This is a genomic window from Rhodopseudomonas rhenobacensis, assembly GCF_014203125.1.
GTDB classification, from domain to species: Bacteria; Pseudomonadota; Alphaproteobacteria; order Rhizobiales; family Xanthobacteraceae; genus Rhodopseudomonas_A; species Rhodopseudomonas_A rhenobacensis.
This window is the reverse complement of the sequence record NZ_JACHIH010000024.1, coordinates 12,396-36,786: the sequence shown is the minus strand read 5'-3', so window position 1 is coordinate 36,786 and position 24,391 is coordinate 12,396. Positions and strand designations below refer to the sequence as shown.

At 65.9% G+C, this 24,391-nt stretch carries 27 protein-coding genes; 3 read left to right on the top strand and 24 right to left on the bottom strand.

Annotated features, from left to right (window positions below; translation table 11 throughout):
* Positions 1 to 55 precede the first annotated feature (55 nt).
* The 5 genes from HNR60_RS17110 to HNR60_RS17090 all read right to left on the bottom strand — a co-directional run bounded on the left by HNR60_RS17110 (position 56) and on the right by HNR60_RS17090 (position 6,118).
* Positions 56 to 841 (bottom strand): ATP12 family chaperone protein, encoded by a 786-nt coding sequence (locus HNR60_RS17110; RefSeq protein WP_184259627.1) that lies wholly within the window; start codon positions 839 to 841, stop codon positions 56 to 58.
* A 14-nt stretch (positions 842 to 855) separates the two neighbouring features.
* On the bottom strand, positions 856 to 1,167 hold the full coding sequence (locus tag HNR60_RS17105; RefSeq protein ID WP_184259625.1) for a hypothetical protein: 312 nt from the start codon (positions 1,165 to 1,167) through the stop codon (positions 856 to 858).
* Between the two features lie 31 nt (positions 1,168 to 1,198).
* A complete protein-coding gene (locus tag HNR60_RS17100; protein WP_184259741.1) occupies positions 1,199 to 2,710 on the bottom strand; it encodes an RluA family pseudouridine synthase in 1,512 nt (503 codons plus the stop codon).
* A gap of 1,976 nt (positions 2,711 to 4,686) precedes the next feature.
* Entirely contained in the window at positions 4,687 to 5,295 is a 609-nt protein-coding gene (locus HNR60_RS17095; RefSeq protein WP_184259623.1) for a BLUF domain-containing protein, read from the bottom strand.
* A 172-nt stretch (positions 5,296 to 5,467) separates the two neighbouring features.
* Complete coding sequence (locus HNR60_RS17090) at positions 5,468 to 6,118, bottom strand: class I SAM-dependent methyltransferase (protein ID WP_184259621.1); 651 nt, start codon at positions 6,116 to 6,118, stop codon at positions 5,468 to 5,470.
* 267 nt (positions 6,119 to 6,385) lie between these two features.
* On the opposite strand from HNR60_RS17090, the gene HNR60_RS17085 reads away from it, so the two are divergent.
* Entirely contained in the window at positions 6,386 to 7,864 is a 1,479-nt protein-coding gene (locus HNR60_RS17085; protein ID WP_184259619.1) for a L,D-transpeptidase, read from the top strand.
* A 197-nt stretch (positions 7,865 to 8,061) separates the two neighbouring features.
* Here HNR60_RS17085 and HNR60_RS17080 read toward each other — a convergent pair whose 3' ends face one another.
* From HNR60_RS17080 to HNR60_RS17070, 3 genes are all read right to left on the bottom strand, one after another.
* A complete protein-coding gene (locus HNR60_RS17080) occupies positions 8,062 to 8,481 on the bottom strand; it encodes a secondary thiamine-phosphate synthase enzyme YjbQ (RefSeq protein WP_184259617.1) in 420 nt (139 codons plus the stop codon).
* Positions 8,482 to 8,648: 167 nt separating this feature from the next.
* The gene (locus HNR60_RS17075) at positions 8,649 to 8,813 is read right to left on the bottom strand and encodes a hypothetical protein (RefSeq protein ID WP_184259615.1); all 165 of its coding nucleotides are present in this window, start codon (positions 8,811 to 8,813) and stop codon (positions 8,649 to 8,651) included.
* 9 nt (positions 8,814 to 8,822) lie between these two features.
* Entirely contained in the window at positions 8,823 to 8,966 is a 144-nt protein-coding gene (locus HNR60_RS17070; protein ID WP_184259613.1) for a hypothetical protein, read from the bottom strand.
* Between the two features lie 279 nt (positions 8,967 to 9,245).
* On the opposite strand from HNR60_RS17070, the gene HNR60_RS17065 reads away from it, so the two are divergent.
* Complete coding sequence (locus tag HNR60_RS17065) at positions 9,246 to 10,229, top strand: zinc-dependent alcohol dehydrogenase family protein (RefSeq protein WP_184259611.1); 984 nt, start codon at positions 9,246 to 9,248, stop codon at positions 10,227 to 10,229.
* Positions 10,230 to 10,426: 197 nt separating this feature from the next.
* Here HNR60_RS17065 and HNR60_RS17060 read toward each other — a convergent pair whose 3' ends face one another.
* The 4 genes from HNR60_RS17060 to HNR60_RS17045 form a co-directional block, all read right to left on the bottom strand.
* The gene (locus HNR60_RS17060; RefSeq protein ID WP_347339353.1) at positions 10,427 to 11,065 is read right to left on the bottom strand and encodes a hypothetical protein; all 639 of its coding nucleotides are present in this window, start codon (positions 11,063 to 11,065) and stop codon (positions 10,427 to 10,429) included.
* A 166-nt stretch (positions 11,066 to 11,231) separates the two neighbouring features.
* Positions 11,232 to 12,560 carry a replication-associated recombination protein A gene (locus HNR60_RS17055; protein ID WP_184259609.1) on the bottom strand — a complete coding sequence of 443 codons (1,329 nt, stop codon included), beginning with the start codon at positions 12,558 to 12,560 and terminating at the stop codon, positions 11,232 to 11,234.
* A 181-nt stretch (positions 12,561 to 12,741) separates the two neighbouring features.
* On the bottom strand, positions 12,742 to 14,145 hold the full coding sequence (locus tag HNR60_RS17050) for a DegQ family serine endoprotease (protein ID WP_184259607.1): 1,404 nt from the start codon (positions 14,143 to 14,145) through the stop codon (positions 12,742 to 12,744).
* Positions 14,146 to 14,218: 73 nt separating this feature from the next.
* Positions 14,219 to 14,623, bottom strand: coding sequence for a winged helix-turn-helix transcriptional regulator (locus HNR60_RS17045; RefSeq protein ID WP_184259605.1), 405 nt, complete (start codon positions 14,621 to 14,623; stop codon positions 14,219 to 14,221).
* 109 nt (positions 14,624 to 14,732) lie between these two features.
* On the opposite strand from HNR60_RS17045, the gene HNR60_RS17040 reads away from it, so the two are divergent.
* The gene (locus HNR60_RS17040) at positions 14,733 to 15,746 is read left to right on the top strand and encodes a zinc-binding alcohol dehydrogenase family protein (RefSeq protein WP_184259603.1); all 1,014 of its coding nucleotides are present in this window, start codon (positions 14,733 to 14,735) and stop codon (positions 15,744 to 15,746) included.
* 157 nt (positions 15,747 to 15,903) lie between these two features.
* Here HNR60_RS17040 and HNR60_RS17035 read toward each other — a convergent pair whose 3' ends face one another.
* The 12 genes from HNR60_RS17035 to rplF form a co-directional block, all read right to left on the bottom strand.
* A complete protein-coding gene (locus HNR60_RS17035; protein WP_184259601.1) occupies positions 15,904 to 16,698 on the bottom strand; it encodes an SDR family NAD(P)-dependent oxidoreductase in 795 nt (264 codons plus the stop codon).
* Positions 16,699 to 16,838: 140 nt separating this feature from the next.
* Positions 16,839 to 17,246, bottom strand: a complete 408-nt coding sequence (gene rplQ, locus HNR60_RS17030) for a 50S ribosomal protein L17 (RefSeq protein ID WP_184259599.1) — start codon at positions 17,244 to 17,246, stop codon at positions 16,839 to 16,841.
* A 148-nt stretch (positions 17,247 to 17,394) separates the two neighbouring features.
* Positions 17,395 to 18,426, bottom strand: coding sequence for a DNA-directed RNA polymerase subunit alpha (locus tag HNR60_RS17025; RefSeq protein WP_184259597.1), 1,032 nt, complete (start codon positions 18,424 to 18,426; stop codon positions 17,395 to 17,397).
* A gap of 95 nt (positions 18,427 to 18,521) precedes the next feature.
* The gene (rpsK, locus tag HNR60_RS17020; RefSeq protein WP_002715392.1) at positions 18,522 to 18,911 is read right to left on the bottom strand and encodes a 30S ribosomal protein S11; all 390 of its coding nucleotides are present in this window, start codon (positions 18,909 to 18,911) and stop codon (positions 18,522 to 18,524) included.
* 130 nt (positions 18,912 to 19,041) lie between these two features.
* The gene (gene rpsM, locus HNR60_RS17015) at positions 19,042 to 19,410 is read right to left on the bottom strand and encodes a 30S ribosomal protein S13 (protein WP_184259595.1); all 369 of its coding nucleotides are present in this window, start codon (positions 19,408 to 19,410) and stop codon (positions 19,042 to 19,044) included.
* 176 nt (positions 19,411 to 19,586) lie between these two features.
* Positions 19,587 to 20,594, bottom strand: coding sequence for an adenylate kinase (locus HNR60_RS17010; protein WP_184259593.1), 1,008 nt, complete (start codon positions 20,592 to 20,594; stop codon positions 19,587 to 19,589).
* Positions 20,591 to 21,922 (bottom strand): preprotein translocase subunit SecY, encoded by a 1,332-nt coding sequence (gene secY, locus HNR60_RS17005; RefSeq protein ID WP_184259591.1) that lies wholly within the window; start codon positions 21,920 to 21,922, stop codon positions 20,591 to 20,593. The genes HNR60_RS17010 and secY overlap by 4 nt, the downstream gene beginning before the upstream one ends.
* A 144-nt stretch (positions 21,923 to 22,066) precedes the next feature.
* The gene (rplO, locus tag HNR60_RS17000; protein ID WP_011473856.1) at positions 22,067 to 22,555 is read right to left on the bottom strand and encodes a 50S ribosomal protein L15; all 489 of its coding nucleotides are present in this window, start codon (positions 22,553 to 22,555) and stop codon (positions 22,067 to 22,069) included.
* A gap of 12 nt (positions 22,556 to 22,567) precedes the next feature.
* Complete coding sequence (gene rpmD, locus HNR60_RS16995) at positions 22,568 to 22,762, bottom strand: 50S ribosomal protein L30 (RefSeq protein WP_011473857.1); 195 nt, start codon at positions 22,760 to 22,762, stop codon at positions 22,568 to 22,570.
* Between the two features lie 87 nt (positions 22,763 to 22,849).
* The gene (rpsE, locus tag HNR60_RS16990) at positions 22,850 to 23,422 is read right to left on the bottom strand and encodes a 30S ribosomal protein S5 (protein ID WP_011473858.1); all 573 of its coding nucleotides are present in this window, start codon (positions 23,420 to 23,422) and stop codon (positions 22,850 to 22,852) included.
* A gap of 58 nt (positions 23,423 to 23,480) precedes the next feature.
* The gene (gene rplR / locus HNR60_RS16985) at positions 23,481 to 23,843 is read right to left on the bottom strand and encodes a 50S ribosomal protein L18 (protein ID WP_184259589.1); all 363 of its coding nucleotides are present in this window, start codon (positions 23,841 to 23,843) and stop codon (positions 23,481 to 23,483) included.
* A gap of 11 nt (positions 23,844 to 23,854) precedes the next feature.
* Positions 23,855 to 24,388, bottom strand: a complete 534-nt coding sequence (gene rplF, locus HNR60_RS16980) for a 50S ribosomal protein L6 (RefSeq protein WP_184259587.1) — start codon at positions 24,386 to 24,388, stop codon at positions 23,855 to 23,857.
* Positions 24,389 to 24,391 lie beyond the last annotated feature (3 nt).

Here is a 24,391-nt window from a genome sequence, read left to right as displayed (position 1 = left end):
CACTTCGCCGGGCGCAAGTAATCCTTGAGCGTAGCGAAGGGTCGTAAACCCGCCGTTAACCGCTGGGCGGGGCCAGTGCGGCGATCACCAGGGCGGCGGCCTTGAAATCGACCTGGCGCGCGGCGCGGCGGGCGGCGACCTCCTCGTCGATGCCCCATTGCGCGATGTTCCAGTCCTCGTCGACATGCGCCGCCGTCCAAACCCGGTCGGCGTCGCGGAACCGGGCATAAAGCGCCAGCGCCAGCAGCGCCGAGCCGGTGATGCTGGTCACCAGATGCAGCGCGGCGATCGCCCACGGATCTTGCGGCAACGCCGCGCGCACCGCGGCCACCGCGGCGTCGGGCTGCCGGACATGCACGATGCCCTCGGCGAGAATGAAATGTGCGCCAAAGGTTTCGGCAACCCAGAACAGCACCGGGTCCCAATGCTCGCTCTCCCGCGCCACCAGGCCCTCGGGGAAACTGGCGCGATAGCACAGCAGATCGGTTTCGAAGTACTTGGCGACGTCGTCGGTGACCGCATCGACGCGCTCGGTCACCGCGTCGATCACGCTATTAGCAAGCCGGGTCAGCGGCATCGACAACGGCTCGATGAACTCCTGCTGCGCCTGCCATTCGCCGGCGATCGCATCCGCAAGCACGCGGTTCGGCGCCACCAGATGGCCGCGCGACGGCGTGCGCACCGGCTTGCCGTCGAGCGTGATGGCAAAGCCGCCTTCGGCCTCGACTAATCCGGCATCCTGATAGAACCGCTTCGGCCGCGGACCGCGGGTCGAGCGGCGCACCGCCTCCTGCGGATCGAGTCCAGATTTGCCGGCGACCTCGTCGAACAACTCACGCATCGCAAAAAATTCCGTCAGCGGTTGGCGCAGGCGCGCGAATAGGTGGCGCGCTGGTTGGGGCCGAGCCCCGCCGCGGCGCCGTCGTCGAGACAGTCCACCACGCGATCGTGAAACGATTTGCGTCCCACCTGCGCGGAGGGGCGCTGCGGCGCGGCGTCCATCTGCGGCACCACCGGCACTTCGATTTTCGGCGGCGGCGGCGCGGGGAGCGGCGGCGGACTGAGCGGCGAGGCGCCGGGCGGAATCTGCGCCTGCGCGAGGCCGGGCGCGGCCGCCGCCAGGGCGCAAATAATCAGCACTGCGATCGATCTGTTCATCGTCCTCATGTCGTGATCCGCGCCCTGCTTCGCAAGCCGCTTACTCCTCCGGCGCGTTCTCGATCGGGTCGAAGCGGTCGTGTTCCAGCCCGAGCAGGTTCCAGGATTGCAGCATGTGCGGCGGCAGCGGCGCGGTGACGTCGATCACCCCACCGCGCGGATGCGGGATCATGATGCGGCGCGCGAGGAGATGCAGCCGGTTCTGCAGCCCGCCGGGCAATTGCCAGTTCTCGATGTTGAAGTATTTCGGATCGCCGACGATGGCGTGGCCGATATGCGCCATATGCGCGCGCAGCTGATGGGTGCGCCCGGTCACCGGCTTCAGCGACACCCAGGCGAGCTTGGTCGCCGAGGTCTCCACCACCGCGTAGTAGGTCACCGCGTGGCTGGCGCCCTCGTCGCCGTGCTCGGCGATCCGCATGATGGTGTCGTCTTCGCTCTCTTCCTTGGCGAGATAGGTCGAGATGCGGCCCTGCTTGGGCTTCGGCACGCCGGCGACCAGCGCCCAATACACCTTGCGCGCCGAGCGTTCGCGGAACGCGCCGGTGAGCGCGGTGGCGGCAAAGCGGGTCTTGGCGACCAGCAGGCAGCCCGCGGTCTCCTTGTCGAGCCGATGCACCAGGCGCGGCTTCTGGCCCTTGGCGTCGCGCATCACCTCCAGCATCAGGTCGACGTGGCGCGTGGTGCCCGATCCGCCCTGCACCGCGAGCCCGGCCGGCTTGTTCAGCACCAGCACGTCGGCGTCCTCGTAGAGCGTCATCGCCTTCAAGGCGGCGAGCGTCTTCTGCTCGGCTTCGGAGAGATTGCCGGTGCCGACTTTCGGCGCGTCGAGCTTGAGCGGCGGAATCCGCACGGTCTGGCCTTCTTCGAGCCGGTCCTTGCTGTCGGCGCGCTTGCCGTTGACGCGCAGCTCGCCTTTGCGGACGATGCGCTGGATGTGGGAGAACGACAGCCCGGGATAGCGCGCCTCGAGAAAGCGATCGACCCGCATGCCGTTCTCGTCGGCCGACACCACCACGGTCTCGACCTTGGTCGGCAACGGCACGTCCGGGACGATGGGCTTTTCGGCTTCTTCGACGCGCGGCGTTTGGCGCGGCTCGGGGCGCGTGCGCGGCGGCACGCGCACCGGCTTGCTGCCCGGGCGGAAGCCTGCCGGGCGCTCGGACCGCTCGGGGCGATCGGATCGCGGCCGCTCGGACCGCTCGGCGCGCTGCGGACGATCCGAGGTGGGTCGATCGGCGCGTTGCGGCCGCTCCGACCGTGAACGATCGGATTTGGCGGGGCGCTCGCCGAACGATCGCTCGGCGCGCTCGGCGCGTTGCGGGCGGTCGCCGAAAGCTCGCTCTGAACGTTCAGCGCGTTGCGGCCGTTCGGAACGCTCAGTGCGTTGCGGGCGATCGGAACGCTCAGTGCGTTGCGGGCGATCGGAACGTTCGGCAAATGATCGCTCGGCGCGCTCGCCGCGCGGCGGCCGCTCGCCGAAGGCCCGCTCGGCGCGTTGCGGGCGTTCGGAGCGTTCGGCGGCGCGCTCGCGCGGCGGCCGCTTGCTCATCGGCCGATCGCTGTTGGTGCGGCCGGCCTTGGCGCGCTCGCCCTGTGACGGCGCCTTGCCGCGCGCGGGGCGCTCGGCTTTGCCGCGTTCGCCGCCGGAGCCGCGTTTAGCGAGGGGTTTCTTGACGCGACGGCTCATGAGGGTGCTCCGGAGGAAGCGGCTTGCGTAGCGCAAATGCCGCCCCGGGTCACGGTGAAATCGCCCGCAGGGGCACGATGCCGGGAAGGATCGCGGGCAAGCGCGTAAAACCTCGCGGCGCGGCGCGCCCGAGTTTTGCGCATGTTCCGCTCCTCGCAGCCAATGAGGGGCGGCGGAGCGCCGAAAGGCGCGCCTTGTCGATGGACCGCAGCGTGATCCCCGGAGCGCCGGAGACCAGAGGCATGCGGAAACGCCTTCCGGCGCTCCACCGCGGCGATTTTGCGCTCCAGGACCGTGCTTCCGGGCACCGGCGCGATGCACTCCGCACCACTGATCCGGGCGGTTTCCCGCCGTTCGCCTGTGCCGCGTCCAGCCAGCCAGCCAGCAAGTGGCAGACCCTCCTAATGGGGCCGGACGGTGACCCGGAGCGTCCCGAGTGCGAAGGGATACGTCCTCCCCTCGCCCGCAGGCGCCGCCTCCCGCTCCACCGCAAGACGCCTCATGAAGCGCCCCTCGCGAACGGGATGGGTGAGGTATATGTTCCTATGGGGGTTTTGTCAAGCATCACGGCGCGTACCCGGGTGAGCGCAGTGATACGCGGGTGTTGTTCGGTGGGGAATCCTCGCATTTCGCTGCGCTTGGGCTAGCTACATGCTATCAACCCTCATCGCCAATGTCCGCTTCCCTCGCAGGTCGCTTCCCTTATGGCACATGCTCCTGCGACAACAAGCTTGGGGAACGACAAGAAAATGTCTTCGACTCTTAGATTGCCCGCCAATCTCCCGGTGAGGTTCTGCGTGGGAAGACGCGACGGCTTAACCTCGCATTCTTGGCGCGTGTGGAGCGAGAGGCGGAGCGAGATATACTTAGCGTGCAGGGACGCATTCCAGGATATCAAGGTAAGCCTGCATTCGTCCGGGCGTTGGAGGATGGGTTTTACCAAAGAAGCAATCGAGGCTGATCCAACGCTCATAGCGAAAGGTCGAAACCGAGCTTGGGACGTATGGGATAAACCGGATCCGCAATTGCCGAATGTAGTCGTCGCATTTGGACTTTACTTTCCTCAATCAGAATTCCTCGTTACTCCCGAGCAACGAACAGCGAGATCTTGGAAAGAGGTCAGGTACATTCCCCCGGCGTGCACAGGGCGCGTCAACATAGTCAGCCTTTGCATTGCGGGGCAAGGTGTACCTTTCGACCCTGACATTGTACACTTAGGTCGGTTTGAGTTGCCCCAAAATCGATGGGCGCACGTCATCGCTCACGAGACCGACGCCGCTGACATTGTCAGGAAGACACGGCACATACGGACAAGGCTAAAGAACGAGAGCGAACGCCGAGGACGCGCTTTACCTGCCGATTCCTTTGGCTACTTTTTGGCCCGCGCCAACGACGGGCGTCGCAGTCTTTTAGGCTTACGGGTCGTGGCGGAAGATGATTCGCAATAATGACTCGCTCCTCGTAAACGTGGTGATATCCGAGTCTCGCTTCTTGAAATCATCCATCTGTGTCTTGGTCGGGTCTTTGCGATGACTTCATCAGGCCTTTCGAAAGACTACACCGACGCAATAGGTGAAATGGTCGTTTACATGACCCGAGTCGAAAGCGTCATTGTTGACCTTCTATCGATCTATGCTGGCATCGATATTCTTAAGGCCGTAGTTGCATTTTACCCGATGAGCTTTTCAGTCGTAGGGTGGGCAAAGGCGCGCTTGCGCCGTGCCCACGTTATGAATCAACGCGCCTTCCGACATTGCGGCGCCGCGGTGGGCACGCTCCGCCGTCGCTCTGCGAGCGACGGCGAGAGCTTTGCCCACCCTACAAATCCGGTTGACGCCTCACGCCTTCCCCAGCGTCTCCCGGGCAAACTCGCACAGCTTCAAATGCCGCTCGCTCAGGCTGTTGCTGCGGCTGGCGTCGGCGATGCCGTCGAGCACCAGGCTGGCGACTTCGATGCGGCTCCGCGCATCGGCGAGCGCCTGTTTCAGGTCTTTGATTTGGCGGTCCTTGTCGTCCAGCTCGCGCAGCAACGGGTCCCAGGAGCCGAAGTGGCTCATCAGATTTTCCGCCACCGCGGTGTTGCGCCGCAGATAGTCGGCATTGAAATCCGCTTCGGCGAATTCCCGCAAGCCCTCGATGCCTTGCAACGCCTGGCCCGAGACGCGTTTGAACGCCATCGTCCAATCGGCATATTGCCGGCGCGCGATGGTCTTGCGGTGCAGGAACACGATGCTGCCGTGCCGCGGGTCCTTGCTGATCTTGTCGTAGAGCGCGTCGACCACGCTCTCCTCGCCCTCCAGCGCTTGCAGGAAGGTCGCGTTGCCGTACAGCATCATGCCGGTGATGCCGGCGGCGGTGTTGTTCTTGAACGATTGCTGCAGCAGCGCGATCAGCTGTTCGGTGCTCAGCGGCTCGGTCGCGGTGCTGATATAGGCGATCTGGATCATCGTGGCCCCGTTGGTTCGATCGTGAGGTAATTATCGCGGCGGCGCGATCCGCGGCTTTCGGCATCCGACGGCCGGTTTCTCTCGAGAGACATCCCTCACTAGGACACTCATTCGCGGCGGAAGATGTCTCAAAAGGAACATCGAACGCTCGCCGGCGGCTTCATTCGCGATTTCAAACGGACTCGGCGCCCTCGCACGCCACCCAGACATGCACGCCGAGCACGCCGGCCCGCTGGGTCGGCGGCGAGCCGAGGTAGCGTAGCCGCGGCATCGCGTCGAACAGGTGCCGAAAGCGCGCGTTCTTGTAGATGACGACGTAGTTGGCGCGCCGCTGGCGCAGCAGATTGTCGCGTACCCTGGCCATCACCGGCTCGGCGAACGGGTTGAACATGTACAGCACGAACGGCGCCTCGCCGAACGCGTAAGTACCCGCGTCGCCATGCACGATGCTGACATTACCGAAACCCGCGGCGGCGACGTTGCGCGCGGCCGCCCGCGCCAGCTCGTCGGCGAATTCGACGCCGACGCAGGATTGAAATCCGAGTTCGGCGGCGACGATCAGCATCCGGCCCTTGCCGCAGCCGAGATCGACGAATTGGTAGGCGCTTGGCGAAAGCCCGATGAAGCCGATGGCGTCGCGCAACGCCGCCGGGTCGCTGGGCTGATAGCGCTCGCCGTGGCGGCGGCTGTCGTGTGGAATCGTGAGACGATCGAGCGGCACCCGCCCGGCGGTATCGGTGCCGTAGCGGCGATCCCAATTGGCGCGCGCGGCTTCGCCGGCCTCGCGCCGCGTCCGCCAGTTCCGCGCCCAGGACCACAGCATCGGCGTCCTCTCGCCACCGCCGCGCCAAGCGTAAGTCGTCGCGGCGAGCGACGCAACGCCGCGGCGCAACGCCTGCGCCGCATTTCGGCCGCAACCGCCCCTTCCTCCTGCGCGGGCGCTGCTATATGAGGATTCGGTAGCGCGATCGCGGGCGGCCGCGTGGCGGGCGGTCGCAGTTGGACATCACCAGGACGGCCGGTTCCGGAACCGGCGCGTCGAGCGGGGCATGACGTGGGCGATCGAGGAACCAAGCACCGAGCCGGCCGGATGCGGCGCTCCACCACGTTGGCGCTCGTGGCGATGCTGGCGCTCGGCGCGCTCGGCGGGACCGCCGCCGCCGCCAAGCGGGCGCGGCCGGTGCCGATGGAGACCGTGGCGCCGCGCCCGGCCGGCGATCCGGTCATGGCGATCGTGTCGATCTCGGCGCAGAAGGTCACGATCTACGACGCCGACGGCTGGATCCTGCGCGCGCCGGTCTCCACCGGCACCACCGGCCGCGAGACCCCGGCCGGCGTGTTCGCCGTGGTCGAGAAGGACAAGGACCACCATTCGACGATGTACGACGACGCCTGGATGCCGAACATGCAGCGCATCACCTGGAACGGCGTCGCGCTGCACGGCGGCCCGCTGCCCGGCTACGCCGCCTCGCACGGCTGCGTGCGGATGCCGTATGATTTTGCCGAGAAGCTGTTCGACAAGACCAATATCGGCCTGCGGGTGATCATCGCGCCGAACGACGCGGCCCCGGTGTCGTTCGCCCACCCGGCGTTGTTCGCGCCGAAGCCCGAGGCGCTGGCGGCAGCACCCGCGCGCGCCGACACGCTGTCGCGCGAGGCCGCGGAGGCTTCGCGGGCCGCCGAGGAAGCCAAGAAGGCCAACGCCGCGGCTGGCCGCGACACAGCCTCGCTCACCGCGGCGCTGCGCAAGCTGGAGAAGGCCAAGGCGCGCGCCGATGCCGCGCTGAAGGCCGCCGACAAGGCGCTCGCCGCAGCCTCCGAGCAGACCAGGGCGAAAGCGGAAGAGCGGCAGCAGACCGCCGCGCAACTTGCCGCCGATGCCGCGACCGCGCTCGACGCCGCCCGCGCCGATGCGGAGACCAAGCGCGCCGCAGCCGCCGCCGCCAAGGATGCCACGAAGGCCGCCGACGCCGCCAAGGTCGCCGCCGTGAAGGCGGCGCACGACGCCAAGCTGGCGCTGGAGCCGGTGTCGATCTACATCAGCCGCGCGACGCAGACGCTGTACGTCCGCCGCAACACCCACAAGCCGTGGCCGGACGGCGGCGAGGTGTTCGACGCCACCATCGAGGTGCCGATCTCGATCCGCGATCCGGATCGGCCGATCGGCACCCACATCTTCACCGCGCTGGCGCGCGACGAGGCCGGGCTGCGCTGGAGCGCGGTGACGATCGACAGCGGCGACGACGCCAAAGCCGCACTCGACCGCATTGAAATTCCGCCGGAGCTGCTGGCGCGGATCGCGCCGACCGCGATGCCGCGGTCCTCGATCGTGGTCTCCGACGAGCCGCTCAGCAAGGAGACCAACTATCGCACCGAATTCGTCGCGGTGCTGAGCAACCATCCGCAGGGCGGCTTCATCACCCGCAAGCCGACGGTGCCGCCGCCCGCAGCGGCGGTCGCCGAGCGCGACGACGGCGAGGATTTCTTCGGCTTCTTCCCGCGCAACCCGGCGACGCCGCAGCAGCGCCGCGGCCCGAGCTTCGCCCCCGGCCCGCGCGGCTGGTGGTAAGCGGCGGCTGCCGCTCGATTTGGGTTGTTTGGTCATTGCGAGCCGAGCCGGCGCGCAGCGCCGGGCGAGAGGCGAAGCAATCCAGAAGCGCCGAGCCCGGAGCTGCTGGATTGCTTCGTCGCAAGAGCTCCCCGCAATGACAACCGAGAGGCTTGATATCGATCGCCTCTCGGCCGCATGCGACGCGGCCAGGCGCCCTACTCGCCGATGATCTTGATCAGCACGCGTTTGCGTCGGCCGCCGTCGAACTCGCCGTAGAAAATCTGCTCCCACGGGCCGAAGTCGAGCTTGCCGGCGGTGATCGCGACCACCACCTCGCGGCCCATCACCTGGCGCTTCATATGCGCGTCGGCGTTGTCCTCGCCGGTGCGGTTATGCCGATAGCCGGACACCGGCTCGTGCGGCGCGAGCTGCTCGAGCCAGGTCTCGTAGTCGGCGTGCAGGCCGCTCTCGTCGTCGTTGATGAACACCGACGCGGTGATGTGCATGGCGTTGACCAACACCAGCCCTTCGCGCACGCCGCTGTCGTGCAGCGCGGCTTCGACCTCGCGGGTGATGTTGACGAAGGCGCGTCTGCCCGGGGTTTGAAACCACAGCTCCTTGCGGAACGATTTCATCGAGGATCCTCTTGCTGCGGCCGAGATGCGTCGCGGCCGCGGCCAGCATAATCCCGAAAAATGAACCCCGCCTCGCTCGGGTCGTGGAAAGTCGCGCGGCGAAGCCACTGTGCCGCCCCGGGACCATCGCGCTGTTGCGCCGAGAGCATGATCCTTGGGCTTGCGGACTACGGACCGCGCCGCTTGGGTCGCGCGGTAGCCTCAAGTTCGGCTTCGCGCGCCTCTTCCTCCTCGATCAGATTTTCGAGGATCGCGCGCTTGTCCGGATCGGTGGTTTCCTGGAGTTGCCGGCGCCACAGCTTGAGGTTTTCGTTATGGATGAAGCGCTCCATCATCCCTCCTCAATGCTTCGTCAATTCGCCAAGCTCCGCCTCGAGCAAGCATCTGATCAGCAACAGCAGCACCTGCCGCTGCTCCTCCGGAGCCGCGTCCGTCTTTTCAGTCTCATACAATTCGAGTTCGTGTTTGCGGTTCAAACTATCCATCGACCGCCTCCCATCAGCCGCCTCGCTGTCGTCAGAGTCCAGGCAGCGGCCCGCTCTGTTACGCGCTGGCGATCAGATACCAAATCTTAATCGTAAATATCAATCCCGTCCGTCGGGTTCCCGACACTGGAGCTCAAGTTATGAAACTCGCGACTACCGGCGCGTCAACGCAGGGTGCTACCGGCCGGCGCAGTTGCTAGCAGAGCCCCTGCAGCAGATTGATCGAGCGTCCCGGCCGGATGTATCGTCTGGAGCGACCGACGTTTGGGGGAGTGACAAATGGACGCGATGGTGCTGACGGCGCCGGGCGCGCCGCTTGTGAAGCAGCAGCGCGAGACGCCGAAGCCCGGCGACGGCGAAGTGCTGGTCAAGGTCAGCGCCTGCGGCGTCTGCCGCACCGACCTGCACGTCGTCGACGGCGAATTGCCCAACATCCGGTATCCGATTATTCCAGGCCACGAGATCGTCGGCCGCATTGAGGCGGTCGGCGACGGCGTCGAGACCCACGAGGTCGGCGACCGCGTCGGCATTCCCTGGCTTGGTTACAGCTGCGGCGTCTGCCGCTATTGCCGCGCCGGCCGGGAAAACCTCTGCGACGCGCCGCTGTTCACCGGCTACACCCGCGACGGCGGCTTCGCCACGCATAGCATCGCCGATGCGCGCTACGCCTTCGCGCTCGGCGAGCTCGGCAACGACGTCGCGATCGCGCCGCTGCTCTGCGCCGGGCTGATCGGCTGGCGCTCGCTGGTGATCGCAGGCCCAGCCGAACGGCTCGGGCTTTACGGCTTCGGCGCGGCGGCGCATATCGTCGCGCAGCTGGCGCGCTGGCAGGGTCGCCTCGTCTATGCCTTCACCCGCCGCGGCGACGCCGCCGCGCAGGACTTTGCCCGCCGCCTCGGCGTCGATTGGGCCGGCGCGTCGGACGAGCGACCGGCGGAGCCGCTCGATGCGGCGATCATCTTTGCCCCCGCGGGCGAGTTGGTGCCGGCGGCGCTGCGCGCGGTGCGCAAGGGCGGCCGCGTGGTCTGCGCGGGCATCCACATGAGCGACATCCCGAGCTTTCCCTACAGCCTGTTGTGGGAAGAGCGGCAGCTGGTCTCGGTCGCCAACCTCACTCGGCAGGACGGCGTCGACTTTCTCAAGGTCGCGCACAAGGCCGGCATCAAGACCGAAACCCACGCCTATCCGCTGCGCGACGCCAATGCGGTGCTGAGCCGCTTACGCGCCGGCGACGTGCTCGGCGCCGCGGTGCTAGTGCCGTAGAGACTTTTCAGTTTGTTTGAGGCGTTGGACGATTCCCCGGCCGTCATCCCGGGGCGAGCAGCGATGGCTGTGAGCGAGCCCGGGACCCATAACCCCTGCAGGGGATATGGATTCCGGACTTGCTCGTACTTCGAACTCGCAATCCGGAATGACGACTGGATTTGGCTTGGGTGCTTCAACCGCAAGCGAAAAACGTTCTAACGCCGGAAGAAGATCGGCGACTCGCCGGGCAGCAGCCGCGAATTGATGTCGCTGTCGAGCCGGCCGGTCTGCTGCTGGGTGTAGCCCGCGCCCAGCGACAGGCTGAGATTCGGCGCCGGCTGAATTTCGAACCCGACATTGGCGCTGTAGGCCGCCGGAGCGCCGGGATCGCTGGTCAACGGCGTCAGCGGCCGCAGCACGTCGGAATCGTATTTCAGGCTGTCGACGCCGGCGAACACCTTCACCGGCAGGCCGCCGACGCCCTTGAAGGCGTAGCCGAACTGCGCGCTGTCATAATTCAGCGTGCCGAAATTGCCGAACGCGCTGGTCTGGCCGAGGCCACTCAGGTTGAGGCTGCCGCTCTGGCCGCGGACGAACGGGCCGGTCGGCACCTTGTCGCGCCAGTCGGTGGCGTCGGCCGCAGCCACGGCGTCGAAGCTCGGGAAATTGCTGTAGGTCTCGGCGCCGCCCGTGTCGGCCGCGCCGCCGCCGAAGCCGAACATCCCGCCGGGGAGCCAATAGCGCACCGGCGCCACCTGGGCGTCGGCCGCGCTTGCGCTCAGGCAAAGCGCGGCGAGCGCGATCGCGCGCGCGCAAGTCTTTGCCAGGATCGACATCGGGGCCAGCGTCAACATGCCGGGATTATACCCTGCGCCGCGGACGCCTGCCAAGGCGCGCGCGTGTCGCAGGGCCGCGCAAGGAGCCCCTGGATTGCTTCGCCGTTCGGTCGGCGCTTCGCGCCGCCCTCGGCTCGCAATGACACAACCGCTGATCTTGCTCGCTGCTTTTTGAGTGAGACTCTTAGGATTTCGCCGCGCGCAGCTTCGCCCAGTAGTCCAGCCGCTTCCGGATCTCGCGCTCGAAGCCGCGGTCCGGCGGATCGTAGAAGGTCTGGTGACCGAGCGCGTCGGGGAAGTACTCCTGGCCGGAAAAGCCTTCCGGGGTGTCGTGGTCGTATTGATAGCCCGCGCCGTAGTCCTCGGATTTCATCAGTTTGGTCGGGGCGTTGAGAATGTGCTTCGGCGGCAGCAGCGAGCCGCCCTCCTTCGCCGTCCGCATTGCGGCCTTGTAGGCTTTGTAGGCGGCGTTGGATTTCGGCGCGGTGGCCAGATAGATCACCGCCTGCGCGATCGCCAATTCGCCCTCTGGCGAGCCCAAGAAATCATAGGCGTCCTTGGCGGCGTTGCAGATCACCAGCGCCTGCGGGTCGGCCAGACCGATGTCCTCGACTGCCATGCGGACGACGCGGCGCGCCAGGAACAACGGGTCCTCGCCGGCGTCGAACATCCGGCACAGGTAGTACAGCGCCGCATCCGGATCGGAGCCGCGCACCGATTTATGCAGCGCCGAAATCAAATTGTAATGGCCGTCGGCGGATTTGTCGTAGATCGGCGCGCGGCGCTGCAAGATCTCTTGCAGCTGCTCGGCGTTGAACACCTCGTCGGCGCGCGCGGCGCGCCAGACCTCTTCGGCGAGCGTCAAGGCGGCGCGGCCATCGCCGTCCGCCATCCGCACCAGCACCGCCCTCGCCTCGGCATCGAGCGGCAGTTTTTTGCCTTCGACCGCCTCCGCATGGGCGTAGAGCTGTTCGATCGCGGCGGCGTCGAGCGAATGAAACACCAGCACGCGCGCGCGCGACAACAGCGCGGCGTTGAGTTCGAACGACGGATTCTCGGTGGTGGCGCCGACCAACACCACGGTGCCGTCTTCCATCACCGGCAAAAACGAATCCTGCTGCGCCTTGTTGAAGCGATGCACCTCGTCGACGAACAACAGCGTGCCGCGGCCGGTCTGGCGGCGGGCACGCGCGGCGTCGAACACTTTCTTCAAGTCGGCGACGCCGGAGAACACCGCGGAGATCTGCTCGAAATGCAGCTCGGTGGCGTCGGCGAGCAGCCGCGCCACCGTGGTCTTGCCGGTGCCGGGCGGGCCCCAGAACACCAGCGAACCCAGCGTGCGGGTTTCCAGCATCCTTGTCAGCGCGCCGTCGGGGCCGAGGATGTGATCCTGGCCGACCACGTCGGCCAGCGCGCGCGGCCGCAGCCGGTCCGGCAACGGATGCGGCGCATTCGCCTCCATGCCCGCCGCGGCGAACAGGTTCTCCGATTGCTGCGGGCGCTTCGGACTCATCGGCGGACCTTCTCCCTCTCCCCGCTTGCGGGGAGAGGGTCGGGGTGAGGGGGCGCCGGAGACGGGGAATAAGCCTGCGATAGGACGAGACGCCCCCTCACCCGACCGGCTGCGCTGACGCTTCGCCGGTCGACCTCTCCCCGCAAGCGGGGAGAGGTGAAGCAGAGCTGTGTTGCGCGCCTCATCCGCCGAGCGTGACGTTGATCTGCTGGCCGCCGCGCACCACGGTGATGCGCCACAGCCGCGACGGTTCGCTGGCGATCCGCTCCAGCTCGCTGGTGCGCGAGATCTTCTTGTTGTTGACCGCGATGATGATGTCGCCCTTCTGGAAGCCGACGCCGGCGGCCGGCGCGTCGTCGGCGAGATCGATCACCACCACGCCCTCGATGCTGGGATCGAGCCGCAATTCGTCGGCCAAGGCCGGCGAGATGTTGGCGACCTTGGCGCCCTGGAACGGCGAGCGCGACCGCACCACGATCTCGTCGCGGCCGGTGTCCGGCGCGGTCTCCAGCGGGATCGCGAGCTTCACCAGCTTGCCGCCGCGCTGCACGTCGACCTGCGCGGTGCTGCCCAACGGGCGCGTGGCGAAGCGATAATCGAAGGCGTTGGGATCATCGACGGTGAAGCCGTCGATCGCGACGATCAGGTCGGAGAGTTTCAAGCCGGCGCGGGCCGAGGGGCTGCCCGCGGTGACGCTCGCCACCAGCGCGCCGCTCGGCAGTTTCAAGCCGAGCGTCTCGGCGATCTCCGGCGTCACCGCCTGCAGCCGCGCGCCGAGCCACGGCCGCTTGACCTCCTTGCCGCCGCTCTTTGCCGAGCCGACCACCACCCGCACCATGTTGGCAGGAATCGCAAAGCCGATGCCCTGCGAGCCGCCGGAGCGCGAGAAGATCGCGGTGTTGATGCCGACCAGCCGGCCGTTGACGTCGACCAGCGCGCCGCCGGAATTGCCGGGGTTGATCGCCGCGTCAGTCTGGATGAAGAATTGGTAGTCGGTGATGCCGACCTGGGTGCGTGCCAGCGCCGAGATGATGCCGTGGGTGACGGTCTGGCCGACGCCGAACGGATTGCCGATCGCCAGCACCACGTCGCCGACCAAGAGCTCGTCGGAATTGGAGAAATCCAGCGTCGGGAATTTCTCGCCGGCGACGTCTTTCAATCGCAGCACCGCCAGATCGGTGCGGCTGTCCTTCAGCACGATCTCGGCCTCGAATTCGCGCTTGTCGGACAGCGAGATCTTGACCTGGTCGGCGCCCTCGATGACGTGGTTGTTGGTGACGACGAGGCCGGACGGATCGACCATCACGCCCGAACCGAGCGAGCGCTGCATCTGCTCCGGCTGCTGGCCCGGCACGCCGAAGAAACGGCGGAAGATCGGGTCTTCCAGCAGCGGATTGCGGTTCTGGACGATCTTTGCGGCGTAGACGTTGACCACGGCCGGCTGCACCCGCTGCACGATCGGCGCGTAGCTGAGCTTCAACTCGGCGGGCGAGGACGGCACCCGGCGCTCCTGCGGCTGCGCCTGCGCCGGAACGGAAAGAACGAAGGCCAGCACCAGGGCGGTGAGCGCACGTGTCGACATCATGAGAGAATCCCGCTGTTGAGCGCTGAGATATAGGCGCCCCGGTGGCGCAAGAGAAGCGAGCGCTGCGCGCCGCTCACAGCCCGCGGTCCGGCGCGGCCGGCGCGGCCGGCGCGCTTTCGGCGTCGTCCCCAACGCGGGGCGCCGCGGCAAGTTGCCGGGCCTGGTGGTCCTCGCCCCAGCGTTTCAACGCGTCGATCACCGGCCGCAGCCGCAGCCCGGTCTCCGATAGCGCATATTCCACCCGCGGCGGCACCTCGGCGAACACTTGGCGGGTGATCAGGCCATCGTCCTCCAGCGCCCGCAACTGCTTGGTCAGCATCCGCTGGGTGATGCCCGGCATCTTCTTGCGCAATTCGCCGAACCGCAGCCGGCCCTCTTGCAGATGATACAGGATCACGCCCTTCCATTTGCCGTCGATCAGGTCGAGCGTGACCTCGACCGGGCAGCCGGGGCCGCAATTGAAATCGCGCCGTTTCATGCCGTTTGGTCCAATAGTATCCGATCGGTGACTATATCCCCGATCGGACAGTACTTGCAAACAGGGGAGCTTACGGACAAGTTGCCGGCCGCAGCATATGGAGCGTTCGATGAAAGCCGTCGGCTACACACAATCCCTCCCCATCGACCACAGCGACGCCCTGCTCGACGTCGAGATCCCGAACCCCGCCCCGACCGGACGCGACCTGCGGGTCGCGGTGCGCGCGGTGTCGGTCAATCCGGTCGACACCAAGGTGCGCAAGCGCGCAGCACCCCCGGCCGGCGAGCACAAGATCCTCGGCTATGACGCCGCCGGCGTGGTCGACGCGGTCGGCCCGGAGGTCACTCTGTTCAAGCCCGGCGACGAGGTGTGGTACGCCGGCTCGATCGTGCGGCCCGGCACCAATTCGGAATTCCATCTGGTCGACGAGCGCATCGTGGGCCACAAGCCGAAGTCGCTGTCGTTCGCGCAGGCCGCGGCCTTGCCGCTGACTTCGATCACCGCCTGGGAGCTGCTGTTCGAGCGGCTCGGCGTGGCGCCCGGCAAAAGCTTCGATCCGCGCACGCTGCTGATCGTCGGCGGCGCCGGCGGCGTCGGCTCGATCCTGATCCAGCTGGCGCGACGGCTGACCGGCCTCACCGTGGTGGCGACCGCGTCGCGGCCGCAGACCACCAAATGGTGCCTGGAGCTCGGCGCGCATCATGTGGTCGATCATTCCAAGCCGCTGCCGGCGCAGATCGCCGCGTTGAAGCTGCCGCCGGTTTCGCTGATCGCCAGCCTCACCGGCACCGAGCAGCACTTCGCCGCGCTGATCGAGATCCTGGCGCCGCAGGGCAAGATCGCGCTGATCGACGATCCGGCGACGCTCGACGCCATGCCGCTGAAGGCCAAATCGGCGTCGCTAAATTGGGAGGCGATGTTCGCCCGCTCGACCTATCAGACCGCCGACATGATCGCGCAGCATGATCTGTTGAACGACGTCGCCGACCTGATCGACAAGGGCGTGCTGCGCACCACGCTGGACCGCTCTTTCGGCCCGATCAACGCCGCCAATCTGAAAAAGGCGCACGCGCAGATCGAATCCGGCAGCTCGGTCGGCAAGATCGTGCTCGAGGGGTGGTAGTTCGGAGTCGACACGAACACCGCCGTCATTCCGGGGCGCGAGCAGCGACAGCTGCGAGCGAACCCGGAAACTCGCGGTCAGCAGCAGCGCTGCGTCGCGCTGCAAGATTCCGGGTTCGCTCGGCCTGCGGCCTCGCGCCCCGGAATGACGGCCCTTGCTACGCAATCGTCTGGATCAGCCCGCCCTCGACGCGCAGCGCCGCGCCGTTGGTGGCGGAGGCTTCTTTCGAGCTGACATAGACCACCATGTTGGCGACCTCCTCGACGCTGGCGAAGCGCTGGATCAGCGAGCCTGGGCGGTGCTGTTTGACGAAGTTTGCCGCGGCGTCCGCCTCGGATTGGCCGTTCTGCTTGGCGAGATCGGCGACGAAGGTCTGCACGCCCTCCGACATCGTCGGCCCCGGCATTACCGCGTTGACGGTGACCGCGGTGCCGCGGGTCATCTCGGCGAGCCCGCGCGACACCGACAGCTGCGCGGTCTTGGTCATGCCGTAGTGGATCATCTCCTTCGGAATCATGATCGCGGATTCCGAAGCGATGAAGACGATGCGGCCCCAGTTGCGGCTCAGCATCGCCGGCATATAGGCGCGCGACAGCCGGATCCCGCTCATCACGTTGACGTCGAAGAACCGCACCCAGTCTTCGTCGGGAATGTCGAAGAAACCCTTCGGCTCGAAGATGCCGGCATTGTTGATCAGGATGTCGACGTCCGGATAGGCGGTGACCAGCGCGTCGCAGCCGTCCGCGGTGGAGACGTCGGCGGCCACCCCGATGATCTTGCCGCCGGCGGCGAGCTTGCCGATCGCCGCGACCGCGGCGTCGACCTTGGCCTGGCTGCGGCCGTTGACCACCACATTGGCGCCGGCCGCGGCGAGGCCCTTGGCGATGGCGTGGCCGATGCCGGCGGTGGAGCCCGTGACCAGCGCGGTCTTGCCGGAAAGATCGATCTTCATCTGCTATCTCCGTGGTTGATGCCGGAGATATCGGGTGTGCGGCGTGCACCTGCAATCGCAGGAAAACAATAGCGCGGCCTGCGCCCAATAAAAAAGCGGCGCACCGGGCGCCGCTCTTTCAAAATCGAACGAAGGATCGCTTACGCGGCCTTGTCGTCGGCCTGGCCGGAGTCGAGGCCCTTGGCGTTCTCGTCGCGGTCGACGAATTCGATCACCGCCATCGGCGCGTTGTCGCCGTAGCGGAAGCCGGCCTTGATGATGCGGGTGTAGCCGCCCTGGCGGTCGGCGTAGCGCTTGGCCAGCACGTCGAACAACTTGCGGACCTGATCCTGATCCTTCATCTCGCTGATCGCCTGGCGGCGCAGCGCGAGACCGCCCTTCTTGCCGAGCGTGACCAGCTTCTCCACGATCGGGCGGAGCTCCTTGGCCTTCGGCAGCGTGGTGACGATCTGCTCGTGCTTGATCAGCGACGCGCACATGTTGGCGAACATCGCCTTGCGATGCTCGGCGGTGCGGTTGAGCTTCCGATGAACCTTGCCGTGACGCATTGTCTATTCCTCAAAATTTCAAACTGTCGCGACGGTTCGTCGGACTTTTTGCTCAGGTGGGCTGCCTGCGTTCGCCCAAGTCAGCGAATGGCGAATAGCGAATGGCGAGTAGTACGAATCTATTCGCTATTCGCTACTCCCTATTCGCTTAGTAGTGATCCTCGAAGCGCTTGGCCAGTTCGTCGATGTTTTCCGGCGGCCAGCCCGGCACTTCCATGCCGAGATGCAGCCCCATCTGGGCCAGCACTTCCTTGATCTCGTTGAGCGACTTGCGGCCGAAGTTCGGGGTGCGCAGCATTTCCGCTTCCGACTTCTGCACCAGGTCGCCGATATAGACGATGTTGTCGTTCTTCAGGCAGTTCGCCGAACGCACCGACAACTCCAACTCGTCGACCTTCTTGAGGAACGCCGGGTTGAACGCCAGATCCGGGATGATCTCCTGGGTGACTTCCTTGCGCGGCTCTTCGAAGTTGACGAACACGTTGAGCTGATCCTGCAGGATGCGGGCGGCATAGGCCACCGCGTCGTCCGGCGAGATCGCGCCGTTGGTCTCGATCGTCATGGTCAGCTTGTCGTAGTCGAGGATCTGGCCCTCGCGGGTGTTCTCGACCTTGTAGGAGACCTTGCGCACCGGGGAGAACAGGCTGTCGACCGGGATCAGGCCGATCGGCGCGTCCTCGGGACGGTTGCGCTCGGCGGCGACGTAACCCTTGCCGCCCGACACGGTGAATTCCATGCGGATCTCGGCGCCCTCGTCCAGCGTGCAGATCTGCAGGTCGGGGTTCAGCACCACGACGTCGCCGACGGTCTGGATGTCGCCGGCGGTGACGGTGCCGGGACCCTGCTTCTTCACGACCATGCGCTTCGGGCCTTCGCCCTGCATCTTGATCGAGATGTCCTTGATGTTCAGCACGATGTCGGTGACGTCTTCACGCACGCCGGCGATCGAGGAAAACTCGTGCAGCACGCCGTCGATGTGAACCGACTGCACCGCGGCACCCTGCAGCGATGACAGCAGCACGCGCCGCAGCGCGTTGCCGAGCGTCTGACCGAAGCCGCGCTCGAGCGGTTCGGCCACCAGCGTCGCAAACCGCGTCGGGTCGGAGCCCGGCGTGACCACGAGCTTGTTCGGCCGAATCAGTTCTTGCCAATTTTTCTGGATCGTCACTGTTTCACCCATGCCAATGAAAATCTCTGGCGTTGGAGATCGCGGAGCAGTCCGCGCGATATCATCAAAACGAAACGCCGGCGGCCGGGCCGCCAGCGGTTGAAATATCAGACCCGCCGACGCTTGCGCGGGCGGCAACCATTGTGCGGGATCGTGGTCACGTCGCGGATCGAGGTGACGGTGAAGCCCGCGGCCTGCAACGCGCGCAGCGCCGATTCACGACCCGAACCCGGACCCGCGACTTCGACTTCCAGCGTGCGCATGCCGTGTTCCTGCGCCTTCTTGGAGACGTCTTCAGCCGCAACCTGCGCGGCATAGGGGGTCGACTTGCGCGAACCCTTGAAGCCCATCGTGCCGGCCGACGACCAGGCAATGGTGTTGCCCTGCGCGTCGGTGATGGTGATGGTGGTGTTGTTGAACGACGAATTCACGTGCGCGATGCCGGACGCGATGTTCTTGCGTTCACGACGGCGAACGCGGGTGGCTTCCTTGGCCATTCTCTACCTTTCTACAGATCTCAACGCCGCCGTAGTGCCAGCGGCTACACCGAAAAAGCGAATGGCGAGTAGCGAATAGCGAATAGAGGCAAGCCCCTATTCGCCATTCGCCATTCGCTAATCGCGCAAATTACTTCTTCTTGCCGGCGATCGACTTCGCCGGACCCTTGCGGGTGCGCGCGTTGGTATGGGTGCGCTGACCGCGCACCGGCAGACCGCGACGATGCCGCAGGCCGCGATAGCAGCCGAGGTCCATCAGCCGCTTGATGTTCATGCCGGTCTCGCGACGAAGATCGCCCTCGACCATGTAGTCGCGGTCGATGACTTCGCGGATCTGCAAAACTTCCTGGTCGCTCAGCTGGTTGACGCGCTTGTCAACCGCGATCTTGACCTTGTCCAGGATGTCGGCCGCGTTCTTCTGGCCGATGCCATGGATGTACTGCAGCGCGATCAGGACGCGCTTGTTGGTCGGAATGTTCACGCCGGCTATACGGGCCACAGACTTCTCTCCTGTCGCCGGCCATGTGGACCGGCTGTTCTTCGCTAACTCGGGCGGTTGCTCGCCAACGGCGAACACGACACCCTCCCCTTCGCTCTCTTGGGGCCCGGCATCGTCCGAAAATCCGACGGAATAGGGCCTTATTAACGGACTCGACTCGGTTTCGTCAACCTCGTCTAGCCCTTAGCTCGCCGTTTCGTGACCTTTTTGGCCGTTTTACCGGCGGTCTTGCGCGACGCTACCTTGGCCGCCTTAGCAGCCGGCTTCTTGGACTTGGAAACCGGCGTTTTCGCCTTCGCGGCGGGCTTTTTCGCCTTGCCGGCCGGCTTCTTGGCCGTCGCAGCCTTGCTCTTTGCAGCGGTCTTGGCGGACTTCGTGGTGTTCTTGGCGGCCGGCTTCGGCGCCTTGGACGTCGCGGCAGCCTTGGCCGACGTCGTCTTGGACTTCGCGGCCTTGGCAACGGTCTTGCCGGCCTTGGCGGTCTTTGCGCTCTTCGCCGATTCGCCCGACTTGCGCGAGGCCTTGCCGACGGGCTTCGAGGTCCGCCGCGCGGACTTCGCCGCGGCCGCCTTGGCGACCGTCTTCTTGGCGTCGGCGCTGCGAATCGCCTCCAGCACCCGGTCGATTTCCTTGGTGACCTCTTCGATGGTCATCATGCCGTCGACGGTCAACAGCTTGCGCTTGTCCGAGTAGTAGTGGACCAGCGGCTCGGTCTGGGCGCGGTACGCGGCCAGACGCTTCGCCAATGCCTCGGCGTTGTCGTCGGCGCGCGGCTCCTCGCCCCTCGCCCGCATTTCGGCGACGCGGGTCTCGACCCGCGCCAGCAGCGCGCCTTCGTTGACGCGCAATTCCACCACGGCGTCGAGTTTCAACTGCTTGGCCTTGAGCAGCGCGTCGAGCGCCTCGGCCTGCGGCACGGTGCGCGGAAAGCCGTCGAGGATGAAGCCGTTGGCGGCGTCCGGCTCGTCGAGCCGATCCGAGATGATGCCGACCACGACCTCGTCGGGCACCAGGGCCCCGCTCGCCATGAGGTCCTTGGCCTTCAACCCGATCGGGGTCTCGGCCTTAACCGCGGCGCGCAGCATGTCGCCGGTGGAGAGTTGAACGATGCCGTGACGCTGAACCAGCCGAAGTGCCTGCGTTCCCTTGCCCGCCCCCGGCGGCCCGAGAAGGATCAGTCTCATTTGCGGCGGCCCCTTAGTTTCGACTTCCGGATCAACCCTTCGTACTGATGCGCCAGCAGATAGCCCTGCACCTGGGCGACCGTATCCATGGTGACGCTGACCACGATCAGCAGCGAGGTGCCGCCGAAGTAGAACGGCACCGCGGCGTAGGAGATCAGGACCTCAGGAATGAGGCAGACCACCGCGAGGTAGGCCGCGCCGAGCACGGTGATGCGCGACAGCACGAAATCGATGTATTCCGCGGTCCGTTCGCCGGGGCGAATGCCGGGGATGAAGCCGCCGTGCTTCTTCAGATTGTCGGCGGTCTCGGTCGGGTTGAACACGATCGCGGTGTAGAAGAACGCGAAGAACACGATCATTCCGATATAGAACACCAGGAACAGCGGCCGGCCGTGGCCGAACTGGGTGACGATCCACTGGAACCATTCCGGCCCGCTGCCGGCGTTGAAGTTCGCCACGGTGGCGGGCAGCAGCAGCAGCGACGAGGCGAAGATCGGCGGGATCACGCCCGCGGTGTTGAGCTTCAAGGGCAGATGCGAGGACTGGCCCTCGAACATCTTGTTGCCGACCTGGCGCTTCGGATACTGGATCAACAGCCGGCGCTGCGCCCGCTCCATGAACACGATGAAGGCGATGACGACGACGGCCATCACCAGCACGACCAGGATGATGCCGGTGGACAGCGCGCCCTGGCGGCCCAATTCCAGCATCCCGGCCAGCGCCGAAGGCAATTCGGCGACGATGCCGGCGAGAATGATCAGCGAAATGCCGTTGCCGATGCCGCGCGCGGTGATCTGCTCGCCGAGCCACATCAAGAACATGGTGCCGCCGGTCAGCGTCACCGCGGTCGACACCAGAAAGAACATGCCCGGCTCGCTGACCACGTTGCCGGCGCCCTGCAGGCCGACGGCGATGCCGTAGGACTGGAACGCGGCGAGCACCACGGTGAGATAGCGGGTGTACTGGTTGATGGTCTTGCGGCCCGACTCGCCCTCTTTCTTCAGCGCTTCGAGCTGCGGCGACACCGTGGTCAAGAGCTGAATGATGATCGAGGCGGAGATGTAGGGCATGATGTTGAGGGCAAAAATCGCCATGCGATTGATGCCGCCGCCCGCGAACATGTTGAACATGCCGAGGATGCCGCCGGCCTGCGACTTGAACACCTGGTCCCAGATGTGCGGGTCGATGCCCGGCAGCGGAATGTAGGTCCCCAGCCGATAGACCAGGAGCGCACCCAGGGTAAACCAGATGCGCTTCTTCAACTCCTCGGCTTTACCGAGCGCCGAGAAGTTGAGATTGGCCGCAAGTTGTTCCGCTGCAGAGACCATGTTCGGCTTTCTCCTGCGCCGCTCGCACCGTCATGCCCGTCCGGACATGAGGTTGACGCCGGACATCAAATTGGGGCTCGAGTTGCGAAAAATCCACCGTCCCGGCGTTACCGCCGCCGCTATACCAAGCGGATGACGCGGATGTTACGCAGCCTCGCCTTCGTCCTTCTTCGCCGGCGCCAGGATCTTCACGGTCCCGCCGGCCTTCTCGACTGCTTCGATCGCCGTCTTGGTGGCGCCGTGCACTTCGATGGTCAGCTTGGCCTTGAGTTCACCGCGACCGAGCAGCCGCACGCCGTCCTTGGCGCGACGCAGCACGCCGGAGGCCACCAGCGTCTCGGCGTTGATCACGCCCGACCCGTCGATGGTTTTGGCGTCGACGGCTTCCTGCAGCCGGTCGAGGTTGATCTCGGCGAAGTCGAGCCGGAAGATGTTGTTGAAGCCGCGCTTCGGCAGACGCCGATGCAGCGGCATCTGGCCGCCTTCGAAGCCCTTGATGCGCACGCCGGAGCGCGCGGTCTGGCCCTTGCCGCCACGGCCGGCGGTCTTGCCCTTGCCGGAACCGATGCCACGGCCGACGCGCATACGCTTCTTGCGCGAGCCGGCGTTGTCGGCGATATCGCTGAGCTTCATCGCCCTGTCTCCTTATTTCTCGTCGACGATGCGAACGAGGTGCTGAACCTTGGTGATCATGCCGCGAACCTCAGGGGTGTCCTGCAGTTCGGCGGTACGACCGATCTTATTGAGATTGAGGCCGATCAGCGTCGCGCGCTGCGAATGATGGCGGCGAATAGCGCTGCCGATCTGTTCGACCGTGATTGTCTTTGCGGCGTTGGCCATCGTCATCAACTCCAGATCGCATCTTGTCGAGCTCGGCACGAGCGGCCCGGAGCAACCGTAGCGGTTTCTCCGGATCGTGCCAGGTTGTTATTCGGCGACCACTTCGGCGTCGCCACCGACACGGCGCGACTGCAGGGTGGAAACCTTGAGGTTACGGCGCGCCGCAACCGAGCGCGGCGAATCCTGATGCTTCAGCGCGTCGAAGGTGGCGCGAACCATGTTGTAAGGGTTCGAAGAGCCGATCGACTTCGCCACCACGTCCTGGATGCCGAGGGTTTCGAACACCGCACGCATCGGGCCGCCGGCGATGATGCCGGTACCGGCCGGGGCCGCACGCAGATAGACCCGGCCCGCACCGTGGCGGCCGGCGATATCGTGATGCAGCGTCCGACCTTCGCGCAACGGCACGCGGGTCAGATTGCGCTTCGCGGACTCGGTCGCCTTGCGGATCGCTTCCGGCACTTCGCGCGCCTTGCCGTGACCGAAACCGACCCTGCCCTTCTGATCGCCGATCACGACCAGCGCGGCGAAGCCGAAGCGCTTGCCGCCCTTGACGACCTTCGCAACCCGGTTGATGTGGACGAGCTTGTCGACGAATTCGCTGTCGCGCTCTTCCCGGGGGCCCCGGTGGCCTCCACCGCGTTCGCGTTCACCTGCCATGGTGTTTTCCAATCCTTGAGAGGCTTGCGCCCCCGACCTTGTGTCCGTTATCCAAAACTTAGAAGCTCAGTCCGCTCTCGCGCGCCGCATCGGCGAGCGCCTTGATGCGCCCGTGATACAGATAGCCGCCGCGATCGAACACCACTTCGGTGACGCCGTTCTTCACCGCGCGTTCCGCCAGCAGCTTGCCGACGGCCTTGGCGGCGTCGATATTGGCGCCGGTGTTGCCGGTGTCGCGCATCGCCTTCTCCAGCGACGACGCCGACGCCAGGGTCTCGCCCTTGAGGTCGTCGATCACCTGCGCGTAGATGTGCTTCGACGAGCGGAACACCGAGAGCCGCGGCCGGCCGTTGGCGGTCCGGCGCAACGACAGCCTCACGCGTTGCTTGCGCCGGGCATTCGTAATCTTGAGTTTCGACATGACCGGCTCCGTTACTTCTTCTTGCCTTCCTTGCGGAAGATAAACTCGTCGGAATAACGCACGCCCTTGCCCTTATAGGGCTCCGGCGGGCGATAGCTGCGGATCTCTGCCGCCACCTGACCGACGCGCTGCGAATCGTTGCCCGAGATGAAGATCTCGGTCGGCTTCGGCACCGTGATGGTGATGCCGTCCGGAATGTCGTAAACCACATCGTGGCTGTAGCCGAGCGCGAGCTGCAGCTTCTTACCCTGCAATGCGGCGCGATAGCCGACGCCGGTGATGTCGAGCTTCTTGTCGAAGCCCTTGGTGACGCCTTCGAGCAGGTTCGCGACCTGGGCCCGCGCGGTGCCGTACAGCGCCCGCGCGCGATTGGTCTCGACCCGCGGCTTCACCGTGACCGCGCCGTCCTCGAACTTCACTTCGACGTCGTCGTGCACGATGAACTGAAGCTGACCCTTCGGTCCCTTCATCGTGACGGTCTGTCCCTGAACGCTCGCGGTGACTCCCGAGGGGACCACGACGGGCTTTTTGCCAACACGTGACATGGA

Coding starts and splice junctions, on each gene's coding strand:
- HNR60_RS17110 (WP_184259627.1), bottom strand. CDS start 841: ATGCGTGAGTTGTTCGACGAGGTCGCCGGCAAATCTGGACTCGATCCG.
- HNR60_RS17105 (WP_184259625.1), bottom strand. CDS start 1,167: ATGAGGACGATGAACAGATCGATCGCAGTGCTGATTATTTGCGCCCTG.
- HNR60_RS17100 (WP_184259741.1), bottom strand. CDS start 2,710: ATGAGCAAGCGGCCGCCGCGCGAGCGCGCCGCCGAACGCTCCGAACGC.
- HNR60_RS17095 (WP_184259623.1), bottom strand. CDS start 5,295: ATGATCCAGATCGCCTATATCAGCACCGCGACCGAGCCGCTGAGCACC.
- HNR60_RS17090 (WP_184259621.1), bottom strand. CDS start 6,118: ATGCTGTGGTCCTGGGCGCGGAACTGGCGGACGCGGCGCGAGGCCGGC.
- HNR60_RS17085 (WP_184259619.1), top strand. CDS start 6,386: ATGCGGCGCTCCACCACGTTGGCGCTCGTGGCGATGCTGGCGCTCGGC.
- HNR60_RS17080 (WP_184259617.1), bottom strand. CDS start 8,481: ATGAAATCGTTCCGCAAGGAGCTGTGGTTTCAAACCCCGGGCAGACGC.
- HNR60_RS17075 (WP_184259615.1), bottom strand. CDS start 8,813: ATGGAGCGCTTCATCCATAACGAAAACCTCAAGCTGTGGCGCCGGCAA.
- HNR60_RS17070 (WP_184259613.1), bottom strand. CDS start 8,966: ATGGATAGTTTGAACCGCAAACACGAACTCGAATTGTATGAGACTGAA.
- HNR60_RS17065 (WP_184259611.1), top strand. CDS start 9,246: ATGGACGCGATGGTGCTGACGGCGCCGGGCGCGCCGCTTGTGAAGCAG.
- HNR60_RS17060 (WP_347339353.1), bottom strand. CDS start 11,065: ATGTTGACGCTGGCCCCGATGTCGATCCTGGCAAAGACTTGCGCGCGC.
- HNR60_RS17055 (WP_184259609.1), bottom strand. CDS start 12,560: ATGAGTCCGAAGCGCCCGCAGCAATCGGAGAACCTGTTCGCCGCGGCG.
- HNR60_RS17050 (WP_184259607.1), bottom strand. CDS start 14,145: ATGATGTCGACACGTGCGCTCACCGCCCTGGTGCTGGCCTTCGTTCTT.
- HNR60_RS17045 (WP_184259605.1), bottom strand. CDS start 14,623: ATGAAACGGCGCGATTTCAATTGCGGCCCCGGCTGCCCGGTCGAGGTC.
- HNR60_RS17040 (WP_184259603.1), top strand. CDS start 14,733: ATGAAAGCCGTCGGCTACACACAATCCCTCCCCATCGACCACAGCGAC.
- HNR60_RS17035 (WP_184259601.1), bottom strand. CDS start 16,698: ATGAAGATCGATCTTTCCGGCAAGACCGCGCTGGTCACGGGCTCCACC.
- rplQ (WP_184259599.1), bottom strand. CDS start 17,246: ATGCGTCACGGCAAGGTTCATCGGAAGCTCAACCGCACCGCCGAGCAT.
- HNR60_RS17025 (WP_184259597.1), bottom strand. CDS start 18,426: ATGGGTGAAACAGTGACGATCCAGAAAAATTGGCAAGAACTGATTCGG.
- rpsK (WP_002715392.1), bottom strand. CDS start 18,911: ATGGCCAAGGAAGCCACCCGCGTTCGCCGTCGTGAACGCAAGAACATC.
- HNR60_RS17010 (WP_184259593.1), bottom strand. CDS start 20,594: ATGAGACTGATCCTTCTCGGGCCGCCGGGGGCGGGCAAGGGAACGCAG.
- secY (WP_184259591.1), bottom strand. CDS start 21,922: ATGGTCTCTGCAGCGGAACAACTTGCGGCCAATCTCAACTTCTCGGCG.
- rplO (WP_011473856.1), bottom strand. CDS start 22,555: ATGAAGCTCAGCGATATCGCCGACAACGCCGGCTCGCGCAAGAAGCGT.
- rpmD (WP_011473857.1), bottom strand. CDS start 22,762: ATGGCCAACGCCGCAAAGACAATCACGGTCGAACAGATCGGCAGCGCT.
- rpsE (WP_011473858.1), bottom strand. CDS start 23,422: ATGGCAGGTGAACGCGAACGCGGTGGAGGCCACCGGGGCCCCCGGGAA.
- rplR (WP_184259589.1), bottom strand. CDS start 23,843: ATGTCGAAACTCAAGATTACGAATGCCCGGCGCAAGCAACGCGTGAGG.
- rplF (WP_184259587.1), bottom strand. CDS start 24,388: ATGTCACGTGTTGGCAAAAAGCCCGTCGTGGTCCCCTCGGGAGTCACC.